The organism is Coriobacteriia bacterium (assembly GCA_013334745.1).
Taxonomy (GTDB): Bacteria; Actinomycetota; Coriobacteriia; order Anaerosomatales; family JAAXUF01; genus JAAXWY01.
In genome coordinates this window covers 12,899-38,161 of sequence record JAAXWY010000019.1, presented here as the reverse complement: position 1 = coordinate 38,161, position 25,263 = coordinate 12,899, and the positions used below count along the sequence as shown (strand labels likewise).

Sequence of the window (25,263 nt, the reverse complement as noted above, 5' to 3'; positions counted from 1 at the left end):
CCTTCGGCTCCCACGTACTTGGTGATGCGGTCGATCTGCTCGACCGGCACGTAGAGCTTGTCGCCCTTGGCGTACTCGAGCAGCAGGTAGTCGCGCTCAGCGCCGAGAACCTCCTGGCGAACCATCTCGCGGAACAGCGCGATGCCGTGCGTCGCGTGCACCACGTAGTCGCCGGGCGCGAAGCCGAAGGTGACGCGGGTCGGATCGATCTGACGGCGCGCCCGGCGAATCGACGAGCGTGGGTAGACGTCGTCGATCGAGATGACCGCGACCTTGGCGTCGGGCACGACGAAGCCTGCGGGCACATCGGTGTCAGCGAGCGTGACGGCGTCGCCTGGGAGCGGCGCGATCGCCTGCGGTTCGCCATCGGCGGTGACGTGGTCGCGGCGCTCGGAGAAGGCGACGCCGGCACCGGCGAGCGAGTCCTCGATCCGGCGACGCGTCCGGCGGTCGGGGACGGTGACGGCGACCGCGTAGCCGGTCGAGGCGAGCGAGCGCACGCCGCCGATGAAACGCTCCTCGCCGCCGGAGACTTCGGGGCGGCGTGCTGCGAGCTGGGCGTCGACGCCGGCGCCCGCGCGGTGCAGCGAGACGAGCGTGAGGCGCTGGCGCTCGCCGAAGTCGAGCTGCGCGGGCGTGATGTAGAGCCCCTCGAGCGCACCCTTGTCCGGCAGCACCGAGCGCACGTTGGCGGCGGGCGCGGCGGCCTCGAGTTCTTCTCGGCGGCGCACGGCGTCATCGAACAACGAGCGCGGCTCGGCGACGACAACGAGCGTGTCGGACGCGAGGAAGTCGGTGACCGAGCCGGTCTTCTTGTAGAGCAACGGCAGATAACGCTCGACTCCGTTGAAGTACACGCCTTGCCCGATCAGTTCCACCTCGCGCGCGATTGATGGGTTCTTCAGCGCGCGGTCGCGCATCGCCTTCTCGACGACCTCGGCGCCGCGATTCGAGATCGCGAGCTCTCGGCACGGGAAGACCTCGACCGATCCCGCGTCGCCGATTGCCTGGCCGGTCGAGGGCACGTAGTGACGGAGTGTCTCGATGTCGTCGCCGAACAACTCCGCGCGAACCGGCGCCGTTGAACCGGCCGGGTACACGTCGAGGATGCCGCCGCGCACCGCGAACTGGCCGGGCAACTCGGCGGCCTCGACGCGCTCGTAGGCCATCCGCGCGAGCGTCTCGGCGGTCTGCTCCAGGTCGAGCTGCGCACCGGCAGCGAGCACAAGCGGATCGAACGCGCGGCTGCCGTGCGGCGGAACCGCCCTCATGAGTGCGCGAGCCGAGGCGACCACGATGACCGGGCGACCCTTGTCCAGCGCGTAGAGGGCGTGCGCGCGAGCGCCGACGACCGCGAGGTCAGGCGCGGTGTCCGACCACGGCAGATCGGCGCGGTCCGGCAGGTGCAAGACGCGCTCCCTGCCGAGAAACGCGGCGGCCTGACGCCAGAAGCGCTCGGCGGTCTCCTCGCCGGGCAGGACCACGAGCGTGGGCCGCGGCTCGAGCGCAAACAGCGACGCGACGAGTGCGGGCCGGACGATGCCGGGTGTCGCCAGCGTCGCGTCATCGCCGCGCGCCAGCAGATCGACGACGTGTGCGACGGGGGTGGCGCTCGACAGCGAGAGTGCGAGGCGGTCGATGAGCATCGGGGCGAACTCCTCAGGCGGTGGTGAACAGCACGAAAGCCCGCTTCCGGCATGCCGGGCGGGGGACTGAAGGGTAGTCCCGCAGGCGGCCGAAGGCAAGCGTATGCTGGTGACTTGCAGACACGAGAGGAGCCGCCCGAACGTGCCCGAGCACACTGGCAACGACCCCGCAGCAGCGCCGACCGAGGGCGATCTCGAGTCCCCGACATCCTCTTCTGTCGCCGAGAACCCTGACGACTTCGCGTCGCAAGACCCGCTGACGATCGAGGTCGACACCGAGGTGCCACCGGCGGCACTTGTGCGCCAGGGCTGGGTCGCCAACACCTTCCATTCCTTCACTCACCGCGACTTCAGCCTGTTTTGGGCAGGCGCGCTCGTGAGCAATATCGGCTCGTGGATGCAAAACGCCGCTCTCGTGATCGTCGTCTACGGACTCGCCCCCGAGCAGGCCTCGCTCTACGCGGGGCTCGTCGGGTTCATCTCAGGCGCACCGGTCTTCTTCCTCGCGATACCGGCGGGCGACATCGCCGACAGGTTCGACAGGCGCAAGCTGCTCATGGTCATACAGGTCGTACTGCTCGCGCAGGCCATCGCGCTGGGCGTCCTGTATGACTCGGGCATCCTCACGCCCGAGCGGCCCATACTCTCGCTCGCGCTCGTCTCGGCACTCGGACTGATCGCCGGGGTCTTCTCGGCGTTCATGATGCCGGCGTTCCAGTCGATGCTGCCCGACCTCGTGCCGCGCAAGTCGCTCATGAACGCCATCGCGCTCAATGCAGTGCAGTTCCAGTCCTCGAGAATGTTCGGCCCGATGATCGTCTCGGCGATGGTGCTCGCAGGCGCCGGGATGGGACTGGTCTTCTACGCGAACGCCGCGAGCTTCATCTTCGTGATCCTGGCCCTGGCCGCGATACGGTCACGCGCCGAGTTCAGCCCGCAGACCGACCCCAAGCGACGCACGGACGAGACCGTCATGCAGCGCGTCGGCGCCGGTATCGTCTACGCGCGCCAGAACCGCGCCGTCGGAATGCTCATCATCTCGACCTCCATGCTCACGATCTTCGGCTTCCCTTACATGACACTGCTCGCGGCTATCGTCGCCGAGAACCTCGGCGGCAGCGTCGAGCAGGTCAGCCGCGCCGTCGCCGCGATCATGGCGTTCAACGGCCTCGGGGCTTTGCTCGGCGCGCTGGGCGTCGCAAGCCTGCCCGACACCACGCCGAGAAACCGCGTCATCCCCTACACGCTCTTCGCGTTCGCGCTGTTCGTGTCGCTGTTCTCGCAGATGCACGTCGAGTGGACGATGGCGGTCTTCTCGGTGCTCGCCGGTGCCGCGCTCATGGCCACCAACTCGCTGGCGATGACGTCGATCCAGTCCTCGGTGCCGGGTTACCTGCGCGGGCGCGTGATGGCGCTGTTCGTGATGTCGTTCGTGGGCATCATGCCGTTCTCGGCGCTCGTGTTCGGTCCGGTGGGGCAGGCGATCGGCCCGGATCGCGCGGTGTTGCTCGCCGGCGTCGTCCTGCTCGCGTGGGCCGTGGTGCTCGCGCTACGTCCGAACTGGCTCGAACCCGGTCCGACAGAGAACCCTTCAGCCGCGTAGGTTCGTGTGCCCGAGAAAGGCGACGCTATGGTCCGTGCAGCCGATGAACCCATCCCCCAGCTCACCGCCGAGGAGCGGGAAACACTCGCGCCCATCTACCGAGAACGGCTTGAGGCCGCCTACGGCGACCCGCACGCGGCGCTGCACTTCGCCGACGCCTACCAACTACTCATCGCCGTGATCCTCTCGGCGCAGACCACCGATGTGGGCGTCAACAAGGCGACGCCCGCTCTGTTCGCACGCTACCCCACCCCTGCCGATCTCGCAGGCGCCGACCAACTCGAGGTCGAGGAGTACGTGCGGACGCTGGGCTTCTACCACCAGAAGGCGAAGAACATCATCCGCACCTGCCAGATGATCGTCGCGGAGTTTGGCGGCGAGGTACCGCAGTCCATGACGGAGCTCACGACGCTACCGGGCGTTGCGCGCAAGACCGCCAACATCGTCTTGGGTGAGGCGTTCGGCATCGTCGAGGGCATCGCGGTCGACACCCACGTCTTCCGACTCGCGCACCGATTCGGGCTATCCACGGAACGCGACCAGGACAAGGTCGAGCGCGACCTGATGGCGATCTTCCCCGCGGATCACTGGCATCGGGTCAACTACGACCTCATCAACCATGGCCGCAAGGTCTGCACCGCGCAGCGTCCGGCGTGCGGAGAGTGCTTCCTCGAGGACATCTGTCCCAGCGCGCATGTACCTGCGAACTGGCGCGAGTCGCTCTAGGCACGAGCGCCTCAGCCGTAGGCGTACTCGGCGAATACCAACACCTGGCCTGCCTCCGTGACCGCCACATAGAGGTACTCGAACTGCCCGCCGTCTGACAGCCGCAACGACGCGGGGCGGCCCGCAATCCCCCACATCCTGCTGATCGGCCCCGGTGCCGCGCTGACTATCGATGGCTGTGGCAGCCTCGCGGGGTCGAGCGGCGCAAGTCCCAGCGCATCCACAATCTGCCGAGCGGTGCGGGCGTCGTCGGCGAGCACGACGTAGCCTGCGCGGCTCGAGATGGGGGCTTCGGCGGATGCGACCCGTACCTGAATGCCCCTGGCCCCGAGCAGCTCAGACAGGTCTGCCTGCATCCCGTTGCCGACCCGGGCACAGCCCACCGCGAGGGTCACAACGATCAGCGCGAAGGTCACAAGCGCAGCCGATGTCGCCCTGCGCAGAGCGCTCAGTACACCCACGGGATCAGCTTCTTCACGCGTGTCCGATACTCGCTGTACGCGTCCCCGAACTTCTCGGAAAGCCATCGCTCCTCGAGACGCGACTTCACGTCAAAGAACGCGAACAGCACCAGCGCCCACAGGAGCGTCAACCAGCCGTGCCGCCACAGACCGAGTCCGAACGCTGCGGTGATGAGCCCGCTGTAGATGGGGTGTCGGACGATTGCGTAGGCGCCCAAGTCGACCAGCACCGAGCCGTCCTTGGGATACGGCAGCGCCGTGAGGTTCGGCCCCAGACGAAACAGCCCTGCAACCGCGATTCCCGCCCCCGCGAGCATGAGCGAGAGGCCGAGCCACGAGCCGATGACCTGCGCGAGAGGCGACCAGTCGGGAAGCCCGGGCGCGGTGGTCGGGCCGATCGCCACGATGGCGAACAGCACGATCTGCACGACGACGAACCACTCTCCGCGCCGCCCGTGCCACCACGCCTTCTGCGTCATCAGGACCTTCCCCATCGAAGACCGATCGCCACGCCCGTGCGTGCCCGCGGTCACAACTCTCAGCGCGCTGTTTTCGCGGGCACCGGATTCGGAACATACCACGGTGGGGTCGGACTTTGGGTGGTCCGAGCAGACGACCGGGGAACCGGAGGGATGGGGGCACCACGATGAGGAATGTGAAGCGCGCGCAAGAGGCGGCGGCGGAGTTCACCAGACGCGACCTCCTCGCGGGAACGCTGGCGATCGCGGCCGGCGCTGTCGCATCTGCTATGAGTCCAGACGTTGCCGGTGCCGAGACGGGCGATCCCGTGACGGTCGGAGGCACCTACTTCGGCGGTGCCGGCGGCACCTACATCACCACATCGACAGGCGCCGATGGCGGGCTGGGATACGAGTACGCGCGTATCGCCGGTCCGTGCCCTATGCCGTCACCGCTTGCCATCCGCGACAACTTCGTGGGCCTCGCCGGCGCGGTACTCGCCGATGACCCGGGGCATGGAATCGGTGTGGCGGGCGTTGCTGAAAGAGGCGATCAGACGGGCGTTCTCGCGGCGAACGAGGAGGCCAGCGGCGTCGCGCTCAAGGTCGTTGGTCGCTCGACGTTCACCCGGTCGGGTCGAGGCAAGGTCCCGAGAGGAAAGTCACTCGTACGGGTGACCGTACCCGGAGGGATCAAGAACTCATCGCTCGTGCTCGTGACGCTGCAAAACGCGGGCACCGGCGTGTATCTCAAGTACGCCAAGCCCGACAGCGAGACTCAGTTCCTCGTGAAGTTGAGCAAGGTCGCGACCGCCAACACGTACTTCTCGTGGTTCGTCATCGGCTGAACGCTAGCGCCGCTGCCATCCACTAGGCCCCCGCACCACTGACCTGCCGGGCCTCCTTGACCTGCGCAGTTCCCGCCGGGGTGTAACTGTCTGCGTACTCGACGAGGTCGACTATGCAGCCCGTCCCGACGGTCACGTTCTTGCCGCGCACGACGTTTGCGGTGGTGTTCTCAAGCCAGACGACGTCGCCCTCGATGGTCTCCACGGTCAGACGCTTCTCGGCGAACACGGTGAGAAGCCCGGTCAGGCTGCCCAAAGTCCCCGCAGGCTGCCTGATGACGATGCGCTCACCACCGATCTCACGGGCGCTCGACTGTGCCTGCACCGCTACGTCGATATTGCCGGCATTCAGCAGACCCGTGACGGTGAAACCGCCTTCGCCGGTGAACGTCTCGGCCTGACAGTCGCCTCCCATTCGCAGGAACCCACGGAGCTCTACTTCGTGGGCCGCTACACTGCCGCCGATCGAGAGATTTCCCTTCACGACGAGCCTGCCCACGCCGGCACCATCCCGCACGTTCGCGTCGCCGTTGACGACGAACTCGTTGGCTTGGACTTCTCCGTTGAAGCCCGCCGTACCGTTGACGACGATGCTTTGCGCCTTGACGCGTCCGTTGCTGGTCCCCGCCCCGTTGACGCGGTAAGTGATCGTGTCGACGTCACCGTTGATCGTACCGCTCCCGTTGAACGTGACGTCACCGTACGTGCCACCGGCGAACGTCCCGCCACCGGCGGTCTTGATGTCGGTCCTGATCTGGTCGGACATTCTCGGGTCCCCTCTACTTGATACGGGCGCGGAGCGCTTCGGCGCTCTCGCTCAGGTTGACGCGGGCAATGACCTTCGCGGCGCGATCGAAGAGCACCTCGGCGCCGCTCGAGACGAGCAACGCGGTCGACAGGCCCATGCGCCTGACGAAGATGAGGTCCGCCGGCCGATCCTCGAACGCCGGATAGTTCTCAGACAACGCGTCAAGCACCACGCGCCCTTCGTCCAGACTCGCCTCGCCGGTCTTGAGCAGCGTGTCGAGCGCAGACAGCGACACGACCTCGCCAAAGACGAGCGGGTGGGTCGCGTCGGCCGCCTTCTCGGTGAACAGGTCGATCGCCTCGGTGGACACCAACCCCCGCTCGCGAATCTCCTGAATGGTCATGCTCGTCTCGCCGAGGTCGGGAGCCACTGCGCTCGCGATCTCATCGAGCGACGCATCCTCGTCCTGCATGTTCTTGATCTTCTCGATGCGTGCCAGCACCTTCTCGCGGGGGAAGAACGTCTCCTGGCCGGTAAAGGTCGACTTGCGCACGAACCAGTCCTCGGGGATGAGACCCTTTCGCTTCCACCGATAGAGCTGCCCGTAGCTGATGCTCGTGCTCACGAGCAGGTCCTTCTTCGAGATCATCTCGGCTTCCATGCCGCACACCTCCTGCCATCACTCGCTACCGTCGCGTCGGGGCCCATCAGGACTCGGGCTCCGGCGGGATGGACGGGGCAGGAGCGGGCTCGGCTGCGGGAGCGGCAGCGTCGGTTGTGGGAGCGGCCGGCGCGGGGGGCGCAGGCGGTGCCGGGGGCTCGGCCGGTGGCACCGGAGGCGCGGGCGCTTCGGCCGGTGGCGCAGGGGGCGCCGGTGGCGCGGGCGGCTCGGGACTGACGGGCGTCGGCCACACGGGTGCCGGCGGCGCCGGAGCAGCAGGTGCGTTGACACCGAACGGCTCGTCGGGCAGGAGTACCGCCGCGAGCACGTAGGCGAGGATTCCCCAGCCGAAGCCGGTCAGCAACGTCAGGATGGCGTACACCACGCGCAGCGGCGTGGGATTGACCCCCAGCCACGTTGCGAAGCCGCCGAGCACACCGGCGATCATGCGCTCCTCGCGCGAGCGATAGAGCTTGCGACCGCTCGGCGACCACCCGCCACCGCGAGCGCGCAGGATGAGCGCGACGCCGATGGCGATGACGATGAGCGGCCAGATGACCTTCGAGGCCACGCGGATGATGGCGACGATCGGCGTGATGATCCAGCCGGCGAAGCTGCCGAGGAACATCCAGATTCCCAGGCCGACGAGCGCCAGGCCGATCAGTACCGTCCATTCGGAGCGGTGGTTTGGGCTGGTCACAATCTCCTCCTAGTAGGTCCGGACCGAGATCGAGCTGATCCCGGACTCCAAGCTGATGTTGATGGTCTTGCTCGCACTCTCGTATCCGGGGGTCTGCCAGACGCCCCCGCCAAGGCCCTTGAAGCTGCGATCCACGTCGGTGGCGGACAGACCGTTCTGCGTGTCGATGCGCACCTCGGCGTCTGACGGGACCAGGATTGTGATGCTCGCAACGCCGGCCTTGATCGCGATGTCCGTGGCGATCGCCGTCGACGGCACGCGACCGAGCTTGACGGTCGAACTACTCCCGCCCGTCGACAGTGTGAGACGGCGCAGCGGAACATCCGAGAAGTCCGCATCGAGCGCACTCGCCCCGGTCTCGATCGTCGTGTCCCAGATGACCGTGCGGGCGAGCTCGACGTCGGCACGAGCCGAACCGAGCCCGGGCATCATGACGCCGCCGTCAGAGCCGGCAAGCGTGAGATCGATATCGGCCGCCTGGCCGTCACGCGCCACGCTGAGTTCGGGTGTGCCGTAGGGCGTGACACCGGACGCACTCACCAGTGAGTCCCCACCACGCATGGAGATCTCGCCCGCCCCGCCGCGCACACGAATCGCAGCGGTGGACGTGTCGCCGAGCTGCTCGGAGTAGCTGAAGTTCTCGCCGGTGGCGCTCGGCTGAACGATCGCCGGAATGGAAGTCAGGCCGCTCGCCCCGGTGAACGAGACCACCACCGAGTACCCGAGCGCTGCCCACACGAGCAGCGGCGAGAGCGCGCGGATCCAGGACTGCCGCAGGCCACGGCCGAGTAGGCTGACACCCAACGCGACGATCAGTACCGGCCACAGCGTGATGAACGTCCACCACACGGTCCATGAGATGACGCCGAGCGTGTTACCCAGGAAGACGCCGCCGATGATGACGGTGCCCAGGCCGTCCAACACTCGATCTGAGCCCCACTCGCCCTTGTGGTTGGGAGTGAACATCTGGATGACGCCCACGAGCACCACGATCAGTGGCCACAGGTTCCACCACGCCAGACCCGGCAGGACTTGCCCTGCGAGGAAGATGGCGCCTATTGCGATGAGGATGACTCCGGCCCAGATTCCACCGTTGTTTCGCGCGGGAGGCAGCGGAGCCGGTGGTGGTGGGGCCGGCGCGGTCCACGGCGTGCCCGTGCCGTCGTGCGGTCCGGCCCCGCTGTTGAGGTTCTCATTGTTGTCGCTCATGACACTCTCCCCTTGTAAGCCGCACCCGCGGCCTGTGCTTCTCCGACGCCGACAGCCCGTAGGATGCGAGAGCGGCGTCGTGAGATACCGTAACATCACATTGTTACGCGGTCAACGGAGGACAGCTACTCGGCTTCCACCAGCGGGAATGAGTTCGGGAGATGGTGATTCGAGCGAAACGACCCTCGCTGCTACCGCGTGAACACCAGACGGAACCACAGTGCCCAGCCGAGCAGAACCGCAGCGAGCGGGACTGCAGCGATCGCCCACCTGCGTTGCGCGGCCAGGTACTCCTCGGCGGTCATGCGATGCATCACCCGACGGTAGGCCAGCCCGTTGGCCCGCTTCGCGAAAAACGCGCCGAATGCCAGCGTGAGTACGACCACCAGCGTTGCGGTCACGCCGGTCGCCACTCCCCCTCGCCCCGCGGTGGCGATGATGCTGTCGGTGAACAGCCACACCGGGAGGAAGATCGCACCGACCCACTGGCCGTGCGCCGGCCCCCAGATCGGCGGGATGAGGAAGGCCGCCAGGTTGAACCGCGGCAGGACAGGGGCCGCCTCGTCGGGGCCGAGGATTCTGCGACCGGAGACCGTCTCGGCGGGGTGTCCTTCGGGACAGGAACCGTCAAGTCCTCGCACCACGAACCGGTCGCACACGGCGCAGTAGCCGGCGGTGCGAGCGGGCTGCGTGGGAGACTCAAGCGGCTGTGCGGTGTCAGCCAATGAGCCAGCCCGCGGCCATCGCGATGACGATCGCCGGCAGCATGTTGCCGACCGGCAAGCGCTTGATGCCCGCCAGGTCGATGCCGATGCACAGGATCAGCGAGCCGCCCACACAGGTCAAAGATGCGAGCACCGCCTCGGTCATGAACGGCTGGATCGCCTGCGCCGAAAGCGCGATCCCGCCCTGGACGACGATCACCGGAATGATCGACAACCCAACGCCGATTCCAAGCGTCGTGGCGAGCAACACCGACGCGAATCCGTCGAGCAGCGACTTGAGATAGAGCACGGAGTGGTCGCCCAGACCGTCCTTGATCGAGCCGAGCACGGTCATGGCGCCCACACAGAACAGAAGCGACGCCGTCACGAACCCCTCGACCAAGGTGTGACCGCTCTCGCCAGAGTCGAACCACGGGATGCGCTGAGTAACCTCGCGCAGCCACTCGCCAAACCGCTCGAGCCAGTACTCGATACGCACGAGCTCGCCGATAAGTGAGCCGGCGACGAGCGAGCCCACCAGCACGAGTGCCGCGTAGTCTCCCATCTTCGTCTGCCCCATCCGCGTCAGGCCGCCAAGTGACATCGATGCGCCGATGATCGCCGTGGACAGCCCTATCGCCGAGAACGCGATCGAACGGAACCGGTCGTGGATCCCCTTGCCGAACAGCAGACCGACCGCGGTTCCCACCACGATGGCGATGACGTTCACGACAACACCACTCACGAGGTAGTGCTCCTCACTTCTCGTCTTCCGATAGCCAAAGCTCACTCATCTCACGCGTGATGGATCCCGCGTCACGCGGCGTGCCGGCGTCACGCGCGATCGAGCCACGTGCTCGCTTCACTCGTCGGTCGCCCTTCCCCGCCGCCTCGAAACAGCATGACGGAGCACGACCCTCACCGCCCGCGCGCGCGTGTGTTCTCACTCGCTCGGTCAGCTCACGGTCCCCTGTCACCACAACCACTTGTCCCGCCGCACCGGCCGCGATGCGGACAATCTCGTCGTCGGCGCTGTGCTCGTGCGCATAGACAAGCTCGATTCCACCGTCGCGACTCGAGGATAGCCCCGGTCCTTCACGGCCATCGAACACAACGACGATCCGACCTCGTCCGAGCAACTCGGCACCGCGCACCCGCAACCGCGCGACGAGCGCCTCACGCTGCTCGAGCAGCGTGAGCGAAGTCGTCGCGGGGTCTGAGAGCGTGACGTTGTAGCCGTCCACGAGATAGAGCATGCCGACATCCTACGCCAGCCGCGCGTGCGCACAAACGCCCGCACCAGCGATGAGCGGCTAGTTCACGGGATGGACTACAATCTGACCGACCGGTCAGCACACGTAACGGGAGCCGCCCGCATGTCAACGCGTTCAGATGCCACCAAGAAGCGCCTGTTCGACGCCGCGATGGAACTCATCGGGGACCGGGGCTTCACCGATGCGTCCGTGGACGACATCGTCGAGCGTGCGGGTGTGGCGAAAGGCACCGTGTACTACCACTTCGCAGGCAAGGCGGAACTCGTCGAAGCGCTCATAGCCGACCGCCTGCGTCCGCTCATCACGAGTTTCGAGCGGGCTGCCGAGCAGCACGCGGACGACCCGCGCGCCGCGATTCAAGCGCTCGTACGCGCCGAACTCGAGTTCCTCTCCGAGCAGAACTCGTTCTCAAAGCTCCTGATGACTGAGATGTGGCGCGAGGATCGTGTGTGGCGAGAAACCCTGGTTGTTCTGCGGCGCGAGCTGCTGACGGTCATGCGCAACGTCATCGCCAAGGGCGTGGAGGCCGGTGACTTCAGGTCCGACGTCGATCCGGATTTCGGTGCGTCGGCGCTGTTTGGGATGACCGCGACCGTCGCGCTGGACTGGCTTGCGTTCGAGCCGGAAAAGCCGCTGGACGAAGTGCTGCGTCAGATCACTCGGGTGGCGTTCAACGCGATTCGTCCGTGCGACTAGCAGACCGCCGACTCTGAATCATGGTCATGGGCGTTGCGGTGATCTGCCACCGCGTCGAGGCGTGTCTTGACCGAGAGCAGCCACGTGGCAACGTCGTCGTCACCGAGCAACTGATAATGCCGGATGGCGCACCCTTCACCTGAGGCGCCGTCGACATGGTCGACCAACCGCCAAAACGAGCACGATGGACCTTCGCAGTGTGCGTTCGGTTCACCATTCGCTACAAGCAGTTCGCAGGGTTCGGACATCGAGATTCCCTTCGTCGCAAGCACCAGTATTTTAGCGTGCGAAGCAGGTGTGCCTGCAACGGGTTCGAGTGGGATTTAGCGGTATATACATGGTGCAGACAAACGATCGAAAGGGCGCGCCCACATGAGCCGAATGCGAGAGTTCACCGGCTTCTTGTTCCTGGTTCTGGCGGCTTTCGCGGTGAGCGTGCTCGTCACCGGTTGCTCGGCGGGGTCCGGTTCCGTCACCGGCGGCGCGTCCCCGGCACCGCTCACGTCGTCAGGCGTGGTGGTCGCGAGCGCGACATCACCGGCCCCCGCCCCGGCCGCGCTGGCGACGTCGCCCGTGTCGCTGGCGAACCTGCAGCTCGCACTCGCGCCGCGCTGGAGCGGGTTCACAAGTCCCGTCGATCTCGCGAACGCAGGCGATGGCTCCGGGCGGCTGTTCGTGGTCGAGCAGGGCGGGCTCGTCAAGGTGATCGAGTCCGGGACGGTGCTGCCGACCCCCTACCTCGACCTACGCGCGAAGGTTTCGACCGGCGGTGAACGCGGTCTGCTCGGCATCGCCTTCTCGCCCACCTTCGAGACCGACGGGCAGGTCTACGTCGACTACACCGACACCAGCGGCAACACCGCGATCATGCGCTACACGGCCCCGGACCCTGCGTCTTCCGCCCCCGCATGGGGTACGCCGAAGCGCATGCTCGCCCTCGGCCAGCCGTACGCGAATCACAACGGCGGCTGCTTGCGATTCGGCCCCGACGGCTACCTCTACATCGGCATGGGCGACGGCGGCAGCGGGGGTGACCCCGGCAACCGGGCGCAGAACCCGGACGTGTTGCTCGGCAAGATTCTTCGCATCGACGTGTCGCGTGCCGGCAAGACCAAGCCCTACGTCATTCCGGCCAACAACCCCTGGAAGAAGACGATTACGGCGTCGCTCAAGCCTGCTCCAGAAGTCTGGGCGCTGGGCGTGCGCAACCCCTGGCGCTTCTCGTTTGACCCCGCAGGCGGGACGATGTGGATTGGCGACGTCGGCCAGAACGCATACGAGGAGGTCAACTTCGTGACCGCTTCGAAGCGTGACTCGCGGGCGACGAAGGGTGGCCTGAACTTCGGGTGGCGGCGCTACGAGGGACTCCACCGGTTCCCGTCAGGCAGCTTCGTCGGTGCAAGCTCACGCAGCTCGAAGTACGTGTGGCCGACGTTCAACTACCACCACCCCACCGGCGAGTCGGTGACCGGCGGATACGTCTACCGCGGCGCTGACTTCCCGGCACTGCGTGGGACGTACGTGTTCGGCGACTTCGTGGGCGGGTGGGTGTCAGGCATCCGGCTACGCGCTCCCGACGGCAGCGCACTGCGCACCCCCGAGCAGCGACGCCTCCTGTCGAGCGTGGGACAGCCATCGAGCTTCGGCGTCGATGAGCGCGGTGAGCTGTACCTCGTCGACTACCGCGGCTCTGTGCTGCAGGTGACCGGCACCGCTAAGTAGCCGAGCCGAGTTCGCCAAGCGCGTCCAACAGTGCGTTGACTTCGCCCATCTCGGTGTCCCACGAGGTCACCCAGCGCACGAGCGAGCGGCCCTCGGCGAGCCCTTCCTCCCACGCGTAGAAGTGGAAGCGCTCCTGCAGATCGGGGATCGCATCGTCCTTGAGCAGCGCGAACACCTCGTTCGCCAGTACCGGGAACGCGATCTCGATCCCGCGTGCGGACGCACCCGATGCCAGCGCGCGCGCCATGTTGTTGGCGTTGGTCGCGCAGCGGCGCCACAGGTCCGTGCCGTACATCGCGAGGAACTGCGCCGAGACGAACCGCATCTTGCTGGCGAGCTGCGCCGACTGCTTGCGCACGTAGGGTAGCGTGTCGGTGCATGCATCGCCGAGTAGCACGACGGCCTCGCCGGCGAGCATCCCGTTCTTGGTGCCGCCGAGCGAGACGAGGTCGACGCCCGCCTTGACCGTGAGGTCGGCGATCGACGCGCCCAGCGCGACCGCCGCATTGGCGATGCGCGCGCCGTCGACGTGCAACAGCATGCCCTTTTCGTGCGCGAGGTTCGCGAGCGCGCGCAGCTCATCGGGTGTGTACACGGTGCCAAGCTCGCTCACGTTCGAGACGCTGATGACTTTGGGCTGCGCATGATGCTCGAAGCCGAAGCCGGTCAGAGCAGGCTTCACGAGCTCGGGGGTGAGCTTGCCGTCGGGCGTCATCACCGTCACGAGTTTCACGTTGGCGATGTGCTCGGGTGCCGCGCACTCATCGGTGGCGATGTGCGCGCTCTCGGCGCAGATGACGCTCTCCCACGGACGACACACCGCCGAGAGACCCACGACGTTCGCTCCGGTCCCGTTGAATACGAACGCGACCTGCGAACGCTCTCCGAATTCGATCTGGAGCGCGGAGGTGGCGCGAAGCGTCCAGGGGTCGTCTCCGTACGCGTGCGCGTGGCCCGTGTTCGCCTCGGCGATCGCTGCGATGACCTCGGGGTGCACCCCTGAGTGGTTGTCGCTCCCGAACCCTCTCCACACGTCCATGAATCAGCCTCCGACATCCGGTTCGCCGCACTGTCCCGAAAGTAGCACACGCCGCCCACCGAACCGAGTTGAATCGACCGATTGCGCACACGCTTCGAGGGGTAAGCAAACCCTAATGACAAAGCGTCGCACCATAAGCGTGTGACGCTGTGCCCGAAGGAGGTGTTCGCATGCTCGAGACGGAGCGCTCCAGCCCCATCTATGGCCTGGAACGGCGCGACTTCTTGAAGTACTGCGGCTGGCTCGCGACCGTTATCGGTCTGGGTCAGACAGGGGTGGCGCAAGTGGCCAACGCCATCGAGGAGGCTACGAAGCTGCCCGTGGTGGTCTGGTCGGACTTCCAGGAGTGTCTCGGGTGCACCGTGGCGCTGCTGCAATCGACCTCGCCGACTCCCGCGCAGTTGATCCTCCAGCAGATCTCGCTCGCCTACAACGAGGCTGCGATGGCTGCTGCAGGATTCGAAGCCGAGAAGTCCTTCAAGGACGCCTTTGACGAGGGCACCTACTGGGTCATCGAGGGCTCGGTCCCATCCGAGATGGAAGAAGCGTTCTCGGTATCGGGACGGTCCGCTCAGGAGATTCTCAAGGAGTACTACCCCAAGGCCAAGGGCGTCATCGCCATCGGCTCGTGCGCGAGCTTTGGCAACGTTCAGGCGCGCACGCCCAACCCGACCGGTGCCATGGGCGTCGGCGAGTGGCTCAGGACCAAGGGCGGCATCCCGGATGCCGCAGTCGTCAACCTGCCGCGCTGCCCCGGCCACGGCGACGACCTCGTCGCGACACTCGTCTACATCCTCGTGTACGGCAAGCTGCCGGAGCTCGACGCGCACGCGCGTCCGCTCTTCCTCTACGACCAGCTCATCCACGACAACTGCGAGCGCCGCGGACACTTCGAGGCCGGCGAGTTCGTCGAGAAGTTCGGCGACGAGGGCTCTCGCAAGCGCTGGTGCCTGTACAAGGTCGGCTGCAAGGGTCCGGTCACTCATGCTCCCTGCCCCATCAACAAGTGGAACGGTAGGGTGTCGTGGTGCGTGAACTCCGGGCCCTGCTCGGGATGCGCCGAGGACAACTTCTGGAACGACTTCAGCCCGCTCGCGGCGCCGGTGCCCAACATCCCGGTTCCCGCGATCCAGGGCTTCTCGGCCCAGCAGATCGGCGTCGGGCTTGCCGCCGCAACAGGAGTGGGACTGGGCGTGCATCTGGTCGGTCAAGTCGCGACGGGTCGCCTGTTCAAGGGCGGGCCGAGCGAGAACGGCGCGGCCAAGCCCAAAGCGAAGGACGCGGAAGGTGGTGAGCAGTCATGACGAAGGTCGTCATCGACCCGATCACTCGCATCGAAGGTCACCTGCGCATCACCGTTGAAGTCGAGAACGGCAAGGTCAAGGATGCGTGGAACACCTGCACGCTGTTCCGCGGCTTCGAGATCTTCATGGAGACGGTCGACCCGCGTGACACGTGGCAATACGCGCAGCGCATCTGTGGCGTCTGTCCCAACCCGCACGCGCTCAACTCGGCGACCGCGGCTGAGCGGGCCATGGGCGTCGACACGGTCACCGACAACGCTCGCCTCGTGCGCAACATGCTCGATGCGACGCAGATCGGCTACGACTCGATCCTGTGGTTCTACATCTTGAATGCGTTCGACTACGTCAACGTCCCCAACGTGCTCAACGCCAAGACCACCGATCCCGAGTTGCTCGGCATCCAGGACACGGTCAAGCGCATCGCCACATCGGGACAGACGAACCCGTTCTCGAATCACTATTGGGACCACCCCGGCTACGTGCTGCCGCCGGACGTGGACCTGCTGCTCACGAAGCACTACATCCAGTCGATCCAGGCGCAGCAGTGGGCCAACGAGGCGTGCGCGGTCATCGCAGGCAAGTTCCCGATGATCATGAACATGGCCGCCGGTGGAATCACCCAGCTGCCCAGCCTCGAAGAAGTGAAGTACTACCTCGACCGGATGGCACTCGTGAAGCAGTTCACCGAGGAGGTCATGTGGAACGACCTCATCGCGGTTGCCGGTGCGTTCCCCGAGCTCGCGACGTTCGGCCAGGGCTGCGGGAACTTCCTGACGTGGGGCCTGCTCGAGGACAAGAGCCAGGATCCGTACAAGCGGGTCTTCCCGCGCGGCGCGATCTTCGACAAGCAGCTCAAGAACGAGAAGTGTGACCCGAACGACATCAAGCTCTACACGAAGCACAGCTACTACAAGGACTCGATGGGCGCAGGTCAGCACCCGTTCGATGTCGGCCAGAAGGAGATCGAGTTCACGCAGTGGCCGGCCATCGACGGACCCGACATGCCATCGGGCAAGTACGACTGGACCCGGGCGGCTCGCTATCCGAGCCCGGCCGGCAAGGACGTCCCGATGGAGGTGGGCCCGCTCTCCGAGGTGCTCGTCGCCTACGTAGCAGGTCAAAAGGACGTCGTGGCCTACGTCGACGGCGTGCTTGCCGCGATCGGTCAGACGGGCCACCCCGAGGTGCTCGTGTCCAACCTCGGTCGCGTCGCTGCTCGCGTCATCAAGGCGCGCGTCAACTGCGACAAGGCCGCCGAGTGGGGCAACCAGCTGCTGGCCAACATGAAGGCCGGCGACTACGAGTGCTTCACCGAGCCGAACCTCATGGCCGAGGGCGAAGGCGCGAGCGGGTACGATGCACCGCGCGGCGCGCTGTCGCACTACTGCCGCACAAAGGACGGCAAGGTCGCCAAGTACGCAACGGTCCCGGCGAGCAACTGGAACCTCGCCCCGCGCGACGACAACGGCGTGCGCGGCCCGGTCGAAGAGGCACTTGTCGGGACCCCGGTCGTCGATCCGACCAAGCCGCTCGAGCTCCTGCGGACGGTCCACACATTCGATCCTTGAATGGCGTGCGCGGTTCACGTGATTGAACCGACAACCAACCGCGTCCTCGAGTTCAAGGTCCGCTAGAAGGAGGTGGAAGCATGTCCCACAAGTTCACACGGCTCGAGCACCCACTGCCCGCCGTGTTACTGCACTGGGCACACCTGCTCTCCTTCTTCGTGCTGATCGCGACAGGACTGCAGATCCACGCGCACACGAACTGGATCGGGGCGCTGGGCACCATCCGCCAGGTGCACTTCGTGGCGATGTACGTGTTCGTGCTCACCACGGTCGTACGCATCTACTGGGCGTTCTTCGGAGCGGGAACGGCCGCCTTGGGCGGACTCGTTCGGCATCGTGACTGGAAGTTCTTCGCGCTCACGCTCGATGACCTCAAATCGATGCCCGAGTGGATCAAGTACTACCTGTTCTTGCGCAAGACCCGCCCGCACACCGTGAAGTACAACCCGCTGCAGAAGATGACGTATGTGGCGCTGTTCCCGCTTGGCATCCTTGTGATGGCACTTACGGGGTTCGCGCTGTTCACGCCGACTGCCGAGGCGATGTTGTGGTTCACGAACCTGCTCGGTGGGCAAAACGTCGTCCGGCTGTGGCACTACCTCACGATGTGGATCCTGATCATGTTCTTCATGATCCATCTGTACCTCGTGGTGGTCGAAGACCCGGCCGAGGCGAGCATCATGCTGTGGCGTTCCGTGCCCGAGGACCTGCGAGTCGCGGGTGACTACGACACTGCCGATACCAGCGGTGGCGTACGGGCCGAGAAGGTCTAGGGGGACGTGTCCCGAGTCTGCATCATAGGGATCGGGAACACGTTGATGGGCGACGACGGCGTCGGCGTCCGGGTCGCTGAGGCTTTGGCCTCGCGTGATCTGGGCGCCGACGTCGCCGTCGTGAGTGGCGGCACCGACGGCATGGCGCTTACCAGGCACTTCATGGAGTACGACTCCGTGGTCGTGGTCGATGCGATCGCGGCAGACGACACCCCCGGCTCCGTCTACCGGTTCGACCCCGACGATGTCGGTATCACGTCGCTGCGCTCTCACACGAGCCACGGGCTCTCGGTGCCTGCGATCATGTTCGCTTCACGCCTTCAGGGCGGCTGCGCGGACGTGATCATCTTCGCCGTTCAGATCGGCGACATCACCTGCGGCTTCGAGACGCTCACGCCCGAGGTGGAGGCAGTGGTGCCGGAGGTGGCCGAGATGGTCGCGGCCGAAGCGCGGCGGCTGGCCGAGCAGAAGTAGCGCGGCCCGCACAGCTCATCCCCGCAGGCACATCCCGGTGCTTTGCCGCGAACTCGCACGCTTTCATCTGCTCTGAGCGTGGGCAAGTGGGCTCATGCGGGTATGAGCCAAGTGGTAGTCAAAGGGGGTATGCCGAGTTGAGCGAAGACCAATCATCGTATGCGCCCTGCGACCCGGCAGTCACACCGCACAACGACATCACCGAGCCACCCGACTTCGACGAACTCGAGCACGAGCGCCTGAGGAAGACGCATCTACGGGCGCTCCCTATCGCTCTGTGCGGTGCGGGCCTGGCAGCGCTGTTCGCGCTCTTGACCTCGCAGTACTCGATGGCGTGGCCGCCCGCGCTGGCAGCCGTGGGCTTCGTGATCGCCTACGCCTGCGTGCGCAAGGGGTTGCTGGGTGCGGCCACGCTGATCATTGTGATCACTGCGATCTCGCTCGTGACCGTCACAGGGCTGCGCGGTAACGGCCTTCATGACCCGGCGACGTTCGCCTACCCGGTCATCGTGATCTGGGCAGGGATGACATTGGAGACCAGGCCGTTCGTACTCACCGCAATCTTCGCGGGGCTCTCGGCGGTACTGCTCGCAGTCGAGAGCATGACCGGATGGATTGGTGGCCCAAGCAGTCATGTGCCGACACCGAGCGAACTGGTGGCGGCGGCCATCATCTTTCCGGCGACAGCCTACGCCGTGTGGATGCTCGCGACGGCCGCGCGCGAGAGCCTGGCAACCGCCCGATGCGAAATCGCTCGACGACACATCATCGAGCAGGAGCTTCGCGAACTGACGATCCGCGACGAGCTGACCGGGCTGTTCAACCGGCGTTTCTTCGACGCCGAGCTGGCGCGGCTCGAGGCGACCCGCGCCGTACCCGTCAGCATCATCGTCTGCGACATAGACGGCCTCAAGACGGTCAACGACGAGCAGGGCCATGCGGCTGGCGACCAGCTGCTCATCGAGGCGGCCACGGCCTTGTCCACCGTCGTTCGAAACGAAGACGTGCTCGCGAGAGTGGGCGGAGACGAGTTCTCGATTCTGCTGCCGGAGACGGACTCACACGACGCAGACCAAGCGATGGCGCGCATTCGCGACCACCTCTCTGAGCGTGCGGACGGCGGGGCGCCGGCGGTCTCACTCTCTATGGGCGCCGCCACGTCGGCCGATGGCGAGCTCTGGAAGGTCCGCCTCGCCGCAGATTCGAGGATGTACGCGGCCAAGGCGCAAGCCAAGGCGCAGGGGTTCGCAGAAGGGGCATTCGGCGTCGGGCACGCGGGGATGCAAGGAAGCGTCGCACCCAGCCCCGCCGACTAGGTCCCGAACAGCCTGTCGCACTGCGCCACGTACTCCCGCAGCTGTGCCGGCAGCGCCGCAACGGGCCCGGCCTGCGGCATCGGCGCCGAATTGTAGGTGTCCCAGAACACCACATGGCTGCCGAGCAGGTCGCCCGCACGCGCATCCGCGATCATCGCCGCGAACGCCTTGCCGGTGTACGTCGTCTCGAGAGTCAGTCCCGCCGCTCGCGCGAGCTCGACCGCCTCGGTGGTCTCGGGGGTGACGACGCCGTAGCCGGGTTCAAACCAGTCGTGGCGCAGCTCCAGCGCGAGATCGACCGGCGTCAGCGGCGGGAAGCCGGCATCGAGCGAGCGGGCCAGCGCGATCGTGTCGGCGGCGAGCTTCTCGGCGATGGCGTCCGTGGCGACGCTGTCGGGCGTGACGCGCGTCGCGACGACTCGCGTGTCGAGACCGGCCGCTGCGAAGCCGATGGCCAGGCCGACGGCCGTGCCGAGCGTGCCGGCCGCGACGTAGACGACGTCGGGCTCGATGACCGCCCCACCGTCACCGCGCATCGTCAGCAGTCCGCCGAGAACAGGTCGCTCGCCAGCGTGCGCCTGCGCAACCAGCTCGAACGCGGCGTTCACGTAGCCCATCGCGCCGAGTGCGCTCGTGCCACCCATCGGGATGACGCACGGCGCGATGCCGTCGCGTCGCTCGAGCGCCTGCTTGGCGCGCACCGCTTCACGCGCGCCGTCCCAGCCGTCGACGAGGTGGATGACGGTGCCGAGCCCGGCGTGCGCGCGCAGCGTCGCCGCTGCGAACGGGCCCGGAGCCTGTGGGGAGAGCACCGCGTGCGGCTCGAGGCCCAACCGTCGCGAGAACACCGCGGTCGCCAGCGCGTGGTTCGAGCCATACGCACCGAACGTCAGCGTCGTGCGCGCCCCCTGCTCGATTGCCTCGCCGAGCAGGAACTCGAGCTTGCGCACCTTGTTGCCGCCGTACGCGGCGCTGGTGAGGTCGTCGCGCTTCACGTACAGCGCGTGGAACCGATCTGCGATCTCCCCGGGCAGGTCGAGCGCTTCGGCGGGCGTAGGCAGATCGCACAGCGCCACGCGCGGCAGGTTCGCGAACCCGGGGTGACGCTCGATGATCGGCAGGCTCACGAGAGCACCTCTCTGTTGGGACGCCGGACAGTCTGGCGCGAGCCTATTCGTAGGCGATCGCGTCGCGCACGCTCACCCGTGAAGCGTTCCATGCAGGCACGAGACTCGCGACAACCGCGATCACCAGCACGGAGACGAGCCACAGGCCCACGCCGCCCCACGAGAACTTGTATGCCAGCGGCAGCGACATCGCACCGCCCAACGCGCTTACGAGCCACATCGAGAGCGGCCACGACAACACCGCGCCCATCCCCCACGCCATGAGCGCCACGACCACGCCCTCGGTGATGAAGATATTGAAGATCGAGCCGTGGCTCGCGCCGATCGAGCGCATGACTCCGATCTCACGCGTGGACTCGAGCACATTGATCGTCATCGTCCCGGTCAGGCCGATCACACCCACGATCGACAGAAGCGCCGCCATGATGACGAGGAACGTCACGAGGATGCCGAGCTGGCTCGCGATCGCATCCTTCCAGGCGATCTGCGTCTCCGACCCACTGACCGAGAAGCCGGCGTCGGAGAGTCGGTCCTCCAGATCCGATGCGACCTTCTGCTGCTCCGCCGAGGTGTGGATGTCGGTCTTCACGAGCACACGCGTGACACCGCCCCCGCCGTCGATGGCCGCGTCGAGCGCCGACCTGTCGACGAAGATCATCGGCCCGCGCATCTGACCGGATGCGATTCCAACGATCTTCCAGTCGGTGTCAGCGCCACGGATGGTGAGGCGCACCGTGTCTCCGACGTCGAGGTTGGGCTGGTCCTTCACGACATCGGTGTTGATGACGATGCCATGGTCATCGCCGGATTCGAGCCATCGGCCATCAGCGAGTGTCGGGTTGATGAACGTGCTGTCCCAAGGCAGTCCGATCACGTCGATTCCCTGGTTCTCACTTCCGTCGGGGCGCTTAAGCGATGCGCTCGAGTTGCGGCGGATCTCCACAGCCGTCACACCGGGCACCTTCGCAGCCTCACGCTCGACGTCGACGCCGGGCTCGGGGTCGCTGAAGTACGCGAGCGCGTCGTAGACCCAGAACGCCGCGATGTCATCGACAGTCTGTAGCGTCGACGTGCGAACGGTGAGCACCGCCATGACGACCGCCGACGCGAGCGTGAGCGTAAGCAGCGTCATCGCGAGCCGACCCTTGCGCAGGAACGTGTTGCGCAGCGACAGCGCCACCGGGCGCGGCAGCCCGCGGATGAGCCCGAGGGCGCGGTCGACCAGCCCGTTGCCGAAGTCCGCCGATACACCCGTCGCAGACAGCGCGGTGACAACGCTTGTCCGAGAGCCGGCCCGCACCGGGACGACCGCCGCCAGCAGCGGAACGAGCAGTCCCACCGCGATCTCGATCGCGATGACGTACGCGGGCGGCGTGACGCTCGTGAGCCGGAAGTTGAGCAGACCGGCCGCGTACTCGGTGAACCACTTGCCGCCCCACAGCGTCAGCGGCATGCCCACGGCGACCGCCAGCACCCCGTAGATCCCGACGAGCGTCAAGTACATGCCCATGACCTGGCTCGCTCGTCCGCCAACGGCTTTCATGACACCGACCTGCTTGATCTGCTGCGCCATGAGCGCCGAGATGGTCGTGACGACGAGGAACCCTGAGAGCGCAAGCGCCATCACGCCAAGCGCCAGCAGCAGCAGCGACAGCGCCTTGAAGATGTCACCCAGGAAGTGGCTCCCCGGCTTGGGAACGGTCGTGCGATACGCCTGTACGCCGGCGGGAGCGAGCACGCGATCGCGGATGTCGACGGCGATGCGGCTGCCCGCCGCCTGCGAGAGCGACGGGTCGAGCGAGATGCCGAGGTAGTTGAACTTCTCGGGCTCCTTGAGGTCCGTGAGCGCGGGCATGGATGTGTACCCAACCGCCACGTCCGAGAACTTCGTCGGTACCGCGTTGATGTCGTGCGCGTAGCCGACGATCCGCAGCGGCACCCGCGTGCCGTCATCGGTCTCGACGACGATCGTCTGCCCGATCTCAAGCTTCTTGACGAGCAGCACGCTCTTCTCAAGCACGATCTCGCCCGGTCCCGGCGGCCACGACGTCGACTGCTCACGCGTGAGCTTCTGCACCGAGATGTCCTCGAAGTCAGGCAGGCCCCAGACCTGCATCGTGGGCCAGCCCGCCGAGGAAGACGCGGGTTGCGCCGCGTCCGAATAGCGCACCGCGAACTGCCTGCGCGCGTCGGCGCCGAGCACGTCGCTGCGCCTGGCGACCGCGCGCAGCAGCGACTCGTCGAAGTCGCTCGTGATGAACTCGGCGGACGGAGCGCGCGACGACAGGTAGTCGGTGTCGAACTCACGCGTAAGCACGCCTCGGCCACCCATCACCACCCCTACCGAGAAGATGCCCACGGCGATCGAGATGACCACGAGCGCGGTCTTGAGTCGGTGCCCGGTCAGGTCGCGGACGACCTTGCGCCAGCGCGGTGCGAGCCCCATCGCCGGCTCAGCCCCGCTCTTCGGCGAGTTCCTCGGCGAGCTCGTCACTCAGACGCAGGATGCGCTCCTCGATGATCTCGCCGTCGTGAACGTGCAGGCTTCGGCGCACCCGCTGCGCGATGTCGTTGTCGTGGGTGACCATGATGATGGTCTTTCCGGCGTCCACGAGCCGCTCGAACAGCCCGAACACCGCGTCGGCGGTCTTGGAGTCGAGGTTGCCGGTGGGCTCATCGGCGGCAAGCACCGGCGGATCGTTTGCGAGCGCACGCGCGATGGCGACGCGCTGCTGCTGACCGCCGGAGAGCGCCGCGGGCAGCTTGTACGCCTGATCCGCCATCTCGACCGCCTCGAGCAGCGCAAGCGCGCGCTCGGGCCGCTCCTCGGGGGCGTACATGCGGCAGAAGTCCATTGGGAGCATGACGTTCTCGATGACCGTGAGCGTGGGCAGCAGCTGGAAGAACTGGAACACCACGCCGATGGTCTTGCCGCGCCACTGGGCAAGCTGGTTCTCGTTGAGCTTGTGTACCGGAGTGCCGTCGATGACCACCTTGCCCGAAGTGGGCCGGTCGATGCCGGTGATCATGTTGATGAGCGTGGTCTTGCCGCTGCCCGACTTGCCGATCAGCCCCACGAACTCCCCGGCGTTCACGTCGAGGTTGATGCCGCGCAGCGCAGTGAACGGCACCTCTCCGGTGTCGTAGACCTTGACCACGTCGGTCAGTCGCATGAGCGGTTCAGGCATCTAGCGATTCTTCTTCCCGGGGTGCCCCTTGAAGTAGCTCTTGGCAGCCTTGGCGATCGACTTCTTCGTCTGTTCTTTCTCGGCCCAGGCCTTCTGATCCTGCCGCCTTGAGAGTTCGTTGAGCTCCGCCCGCAGCGACCGATAGCTGTCGAGTCGACGCTGCGGCAACTCGCCCGCTTCGACCGCAGCGATGACCGCGCAACCCGGCTCGCTCTCGTGCGCACAGTCGGTGAACTTGCAGTGAGCCGCGAGCGCGTCGATGTCGGGAAACGCGCTCGCGATGCCGTCCTCGGCGTCCCACAACGCGACCGCCCGCATCCCCGGTGTATCGATGATGACGCCCCCACCGGGCACGAGCACGATCTCGCGCGCCACGGTGGTGTGTCGGCCTTTGTCATCGCTCTTGCGCACCGACTTCGTTGCTTGGACCTCGCCGCCCACGAGCCGGTTGACCAGCGTCGACTTGCCCACACCCGACCCGCCGAGAAGCGCCGCGGTCACACCAGGTCCCAGGCACGCGCGAATCTCGTCGAGTCCGACTCCGGTGATGGCGCTCTCCACGATCACGTCGACACCCGGAGCGACCTCCTCGGCCAGCCCGCGCTGGTAGTCGATGTCCTCGGCGATGTCGGCCTTCGAGAGCACGACCACCGGCCGGGCACCGCTCTCCCATGCGAGCACGAGCTCGCGCTCGAGTCGGCGCATGTTGATGCCCTTGCCTGAGAGTGATTGCACCACGAAGACGATGGTCGCATTTGCGACAAGCACCTGTTCGTCGGTCTGCTCGCCGGGATCCTTGCGCACGAACGCGCTCGTGCGCGGCAGCACGGCCTCGATGATCGCCTGGTCGTGGCCCTCGGGCACCGCAAGCGCGACCCAGTCGCCCACCACTGCCCGCGCATCGATGCCGCCGTCCTTGAGCAAGTGCGTCGCCGGTTCGGCCCGCCGAGAACCCGCCTCGGTGACGACGAGCGGCAGCGAACGGTCGACTCGGCTGACCCTGCCGGGGATGAAGCCG

25 protein-coding genes are annotated in these 25,263 nt (G+C 66.4%); 10 read left to right on the top strand and 15 right to left on the bottom strand.

What is annotated here, in order from left to right; translation table 11 throughout:
• On the bottom strand, positions 1 to 1,646 hold a 1,646-nt coding region (locus HGB10_06485), incomplete at its 3' end, for a transcription-repair coupling factor (GenBank protein ID NTU71449.1).
• Positions 1,647 to 1,788: 142 nt separating this feature from the next.
• Between HGB10_06485 and HGB10_06480 the strand changes: the two genes are divergently transcribed.
• Entirely contained in the window at positions 1,789 to 3,249 is a 1,461-nt protein-coding gene (locus HGB10_06480) for an MFS transporter (GenBank protein ID NTU71448.1), read from the top strand.
• 27 nt (positions 3,250 to 3,276) lie between these two features.
• Positions 3,277 to 3,975 (top strand): endonuclease III, encoded by a 699-nt coding sequence (nth, locus tag HGB10_06475; protein NTU71447.1) that lies wholly within the window; start codon positions 3,277 to 3,279, stop codon positions 3,973 to 3,975.
• A gap of 11 nt (positions 3,976 to 3,986) precedes the next feature.
• On the opposite strand, the gene HGB10_06470 is transcribed toward nth, so the two are convergent.
• The gene (locus tag HGB10_06470) at positions 3,987 to 4,436 is read right to left on the bottom strand and encodes a hypothetical protein (protein NTU71446.1); all 450 of its coding nucleotides are present in this window, start codon (positions 4,434 to 4,436) and stop codon (positions 3,987 to 3,989) included.
• Positions 4,424 to 4,915 (bottom strand): isoprenylcysteine carboxylmethyltransferase family protein, encoded by a 492-nt coding sequence (locus HGB10_06465; GenBank protein NTU71445.1) that lies wholly within the window; start codon positions 4,913 to 4,915, stop codon positions 4,424 to 4,426. Before HGB10_06465 ends, HGB10_06470 begins: the two co-directional genes overlap by 13 nt.
• A gap of 167 nt (positions 4,916 to 5,082) precedes the next feature.
• Between HGB10_06465 and HGB10_06460 the strand changes: the two genes are divergently transcribed.
• Positions 5,083 to 5,742, top strand: a complete 660-nt coding sequence (locus tag HGB10_06460; GenBank protein NTU71444.1) for a hypothetical protein — start codon at positions 5,083 to 5,085, stop codon at positions 5,740 to 5,742.
• 22 nt (positions 5,743 to 5,764) lie between these two features.
• Here HGB10_06460 and HGB10_06455 read toward each other — a convergent pair whose 3' ends face one another.
• From HGB10_06455 to HGB10_06425, 7 genes are all read right to left on the bottom strand, one after another.
• On the bottom strand, positions 5,765 to 6,508 hold the full coding sequence (locus HGB10_06455) for a cytoplasmic protein (protein ID NTU71443.1): 744 nt from the start codon (positions 6,506 to 6,508) through the stop codon (positions 5,765 to 5,767).
• Between the two features lie 13 nt (positions 6,509 to 6,521).
• On the bottom strand, positions 6,522 to 7,151 hold the full coding sequence (locus HGB10_06450; protein ID NTU71442.1) for a YhbD family protein: 630 nt from the start codon (positions 7,149 to 7,151) through the stop codon (positions 6,522 to 6,524).
• 46 nt (positions 7,152 to 7,197) lie between these two features.
• Positions 7,198 to 7,779 carry a PspC domain-containing protein gene (locus HGB10_06445; GenBank protein ID NTU71441.1) on the bottom strand — a complete coding sequence of 194 codons (582 nt, stop codon included), beginning with the start codon at positions 7,777 to 7,779 and terminating at the stop codon, positions 7,198 to 7,200.
• Between the two features lie 81 nt (positions 7,780 to 7,860).
• Positions 7,861 to 9,060: a hypothetical protein gene (locus HGB10_06440; GenBank protein ID NTU71440.1), complete on the bottom strand. Its 1,200-nt coding sequence runs from the start codon at positions 9,058 to 9,060 to the stop codon at positions 7,861 to 7,863.
• A 191-nt stretch (positions 9,061 to 9,251) separates the two neighbouring features.
• Positions 9,252 to 9,785 carry a hypothetical protein gene (locus HGB10_06435; GenBank protein ID NTU71439.1) on the bottom strand — a complete coding sequence of 178 codons (534 nt, stop codon included), beginning with the start codon at positions 9,783 to 9,785 and terminating at the stop codon, positions 9,252 to 9,254.
• Entirely contained in the window at positions 9,778 to 10,509 is a 732-nt protein-coding gene (locus tag HGB10_06430; GenBank protein ID NTU71438.1) for a DUF554 domain-containing protein, read from the bottom strand. The genes HGB10_06435 and HGB10_06430 overlap by 8 nt, the downstream gene beginning before the upstream one ends.
• Before the next feature lie 13 nt (positions 10,510 to 10,522).
• Positions 10,523 to 11,020 carry a hypothetical protein gene (locus tag HGB10_06425; GenBank protein NTU71437.1) on the bottom strand — a complete coding sequence of 166 codons (498 nt, stop codon included), beginning with the start codon at positions 11,018 to 11,020 and terminating at the stop codon, positions 10,523 to 10,525.
• Positions 11,021 to 11,140: 120 nt separating this feature from the next.
• On the opposite strand from HGB10_06425, the gene HGB10_06420 reads away from it, so the two are divergent.
• Together HGB10_06420 and HGB10_06415 are read left to right on the top strand one after the other, a co-directional pair.
• Complete coding sequence (locus HGB10_06420) at positions 11,141 to 11,734, top strand: TetR/AcrR family transcriptional regulator (GenBank protein ID NTU71436.1); 594 nt, start codon at positions 11,141 to 11,143, stop codon at positions 11,732 to 11,734.
• 381 nt (positions 11,735 to 12,115) lie between these two features.
• Positions 12,116 to 13,456 carry a PQQ-dependent sugar dehydrogenase gene (locus tag HGB10_06415; GenBank protein ID NTU71435.1) on the top strand — a complete coding sequence of 447 codons (1,341 nt, stop codon included), beginning with the start codon at positions 12,116 to 12,118 and terminating at the stop codon, positions 13,454 to 13,456.
• Here HGB10_06415 and HGB10_06410 read toward each other — a convergent pair.
• Positions 13,449 to 14,495 (bottom strand): aminotransferase class I/II-fold pyridoxal phosphate-dependent enzyme, encoded by a 1,047-nt coding sequence (locus HGB10_06410; GenBank protein NTU71434.1) that lies wholly within the window; start codon positions 14,493 to 14,495, stop codon positions 13,449 to 13,451. The two genes, HGB10_06415 and HGB10_06410, sit on opposite strands and share 8 nt — an antisense overlap.
• A 170-nt stretch (positions 14,496 to 14,665) precedes the next feature.
• Between HGB10_06410 and HGB10_06405 the strand changes: the two genes are divergently transcribed.
• The 5 genes from HGB10_06405 to HGB10_06385 all read left to right on the top strand — a co-directional run bounded on the left by HGB10_06405 (position 14,666) and on the right by HGB10_06385 (position 19,930).
• Complete coding sequence (locus HGB10_06405; GenBank protein NTU71433.1) at positions 14,666 to 15,799, top strand: hydrogenase small subunit; 1,134 nt, start codon at positions 14,666 to 14,668, stop codon at positions 15,797 to 15,799.
• Entirely contained in the window at positions 15,796 to 17,367 is a 1,572-nt protein-coding gene (locus HGB10_06400) for a nickel-dependent hydrogenase large subunit (protein NTU71432.1), read from the top strand. Before HGB10_06405 ends, HGB10_06400 begins: the two co-directional genes overlap by 4 nt.
• A gap of 80 nt (positions 17,368 to 17,447) precedes the next feature.
• The gene (locus tag HGB10_06395; protein ID NTU71431.1) at positions 17,448 to 18,140 is read left to right on the top strand and encodes a hypothetical protein; all 693 of its coding nucleotides are present in this window, start codon (positions 17,448 to 17,450) and stop codon (positions 18,138 to 18,140) included.
• A gap of 45 nt (positions 18,141 to 18,185) precedes the next feature.
• The gene (locus HGB10_06390) at positions 18,186 to 18,614 is read left to right on the top strand and encodes a hydrogenase maturation protease (GenBank protein ID NTU71430.1); all 429 of its coding nucleotides are present in this window, start codon (positions 18,186 to 18,188) and stop codon (positions 18,612 to 18,614) included.
• A gap of 137 nt (positions 18,615 to 18,751) precedes the next feature.
• A complete protein-coding gene (locus tag HGB10_06385) occupies positions 18,752 to 19,930 on the top strand; it encodes a GGDEF domain-containing protein (GenBank protein ID NTU71429.1) in 1,179 nt (392 codons plus the stop codon).
• On the opposite strand, the gene HGB10_06380 is transcribed toward HGB10_06385, so the two are convergent.
• The 4 genes from HGB10_06380 to rsgA are packed head-to-tail and all read right to left on the bottom strand — an operon-like array spanning position 19,927 to position 25,256.
• The gene (locus HGB10_06380) at positions 19,927 to 21,057 is read right to left on the bottom strand and encodes a pyridoxal-phosphate dependent enzyme (protein ID NTU71428.1); all 1,131 of its coding nucleotides are present in this window, start codon (positions 21,055 to 21,057) and stop codon (positions 19,927 to 19,929) included. The two genes, HGB10_06385 and HGB10_06380, sit on opposite strands and share 4 nt — an antisense overlap.
• Positions 21,058 to 21,100: 43 nt before the next feature.
• On the bottom strand, positions 21,101 to 23,503 hold the full coding sequence (locus HGB10_06375) for an ABC transporter permease (protein ID NTU71427.1): 2,403 nt from the start codon (positions 23,501 to 23,503) through the stop codon (positions 21,101 to 21,103).
• A gap of 7 nt (positions 23,504 to 23,510) precedes the next feature.
• On the bottom strand, positions 23,511 to 24,245 hold the full coding sequence (locus HGB10_06370) for an ABC transporter ATP-binding protein (GenBank protein NTU71426.1): 735 nt from the start codon (positions 24,243 to 24,245) through the stop codon (positions 23,511 to 23,513).
• Positions 24,246 to 25,256 (bottom strand): ribosome small subunit-dependent GTPase A, encoded by a 1,011-nt coding sequence (gene rsgA / locus HGB10_06365; protein ID NTU71425.1) that lies wholly within the window; start codon positions 25,254 to 25,256, stop codon positions 24,246 to 24,248.
• Positions 25,257 to 25,263 lie beyond the last annotated feature (7 nt).

Coding starts and splice junctions, on each gene's coding strand:
- HGB10_06390 (NTU71430.1), top strand. CDS start 18,186: ATGGGCGACGACGGCGTCGGCGTCCGGGTCGCTGAGGCTTTGGCCTCG.
- HGB10_06445 (NTU71441.1), bottom strand. CDS start 7,779: ATGTTCCTCGGCAGCTTCGCCGGCTGGATCATCACGCCGATCGTCGCC.
- nth (NTU71447.1), top strand. CDS start 3,277: ATGGTCCGTGCAGCCGATGAACCCATCCCCCAGCTCACCGCCGAGGAG.
- HGB10_06415 (NTU71435.1), top strand. CDS start 12,116: ATGCGAGAGTTCACCGGCTTCTTGTTCCTGGTTCTGGCGGCTTTCGCG.
- HGB10_06440 (NTU71440.1), bottom strand. CDS start 9,060: ATGAGCGACAACAATGAGAACCTCAACAGCGGGGCCGGACCGCACGAC.
- HGB10_06395 (NTU71431.1), top strand. CDS start 17,448: ATGTCCCACAAGTTCACACGGCTCGAGCACCCACTGCCCGCCGTGTTA.
- HGB10_06405 (NTU71433.1), top strand. CDS start 14,666: ATGCTCGAGACGGAGCGCTCCAGCCCCATCTATGGCCTGGAACGGCGC.
- HGB10_06455 (NTU71443.1), bottom strand. CDS start 6,508: ATGTCCGACCAGATCAGGACCGACATCAAGACCGCCGGTGGCGGGACG.
- HGB10_06460 (NTU71444.1), top strand. CDS start 5,083: ATGAGGAATGTGAAGCGCGCGCAAGAGGCGGCGGCGGAGTTCACCAGA.
- HGB10_06400 (NTU71432.1), top strand. CDS start 15,796: ATGACGAAGGTCGTCATCGACCCGATCACTCGCATCGAAGGTCACCTG.
- HGB10_06425 (NTU71437.1), bottom strand. CDS start 11,020: ATGCTCTATCTCGTGGACGGCTACAACGTCACGCTCTCAGACCCCGCG.
- HGB10_06375 (NTU71427.1), bottom strand. CDS start 23,503: ATGGGGCTCGCACCGCGCTGGCGCAAGGTCGTCCGCGACCTGACCGGG.
- HGB10_06420 (NTU71436.1), top strand. CDS start 11,141: ATGTCAACGCGTTCAGATGCCACCAAGAAGCGCCTGTTCGACGCCGCG.
- HGB10_06370 (NTU71426.1), bottom strand. CDS start 24,245: ATGCCTGAACCGCTCATGCGACTGACCGACGTGGTCAAGGTCTACGAC.
- HGB10_06410 (NTU71434.1), bottom strand. CDS start 14,495: ATGGACGTGTGGAGAGGGTTCGGGAGCGACAACCACTCAGGGGTGCAC.
- HGB10_06450 (NTU71442.1), bottom strand. CDS start 7,151: ATGGAAGCCGAGATGATCTCGAAGAAGGACCTGCTCGTGAGCACGAGC.
- HGB10_06465 (NTU71445.1), bottom strand. CDS start 4,915: ATGACGCAGAAGGCGTGGTGGCACGGGCGGCGCGGAGAGTGGTTCGTC.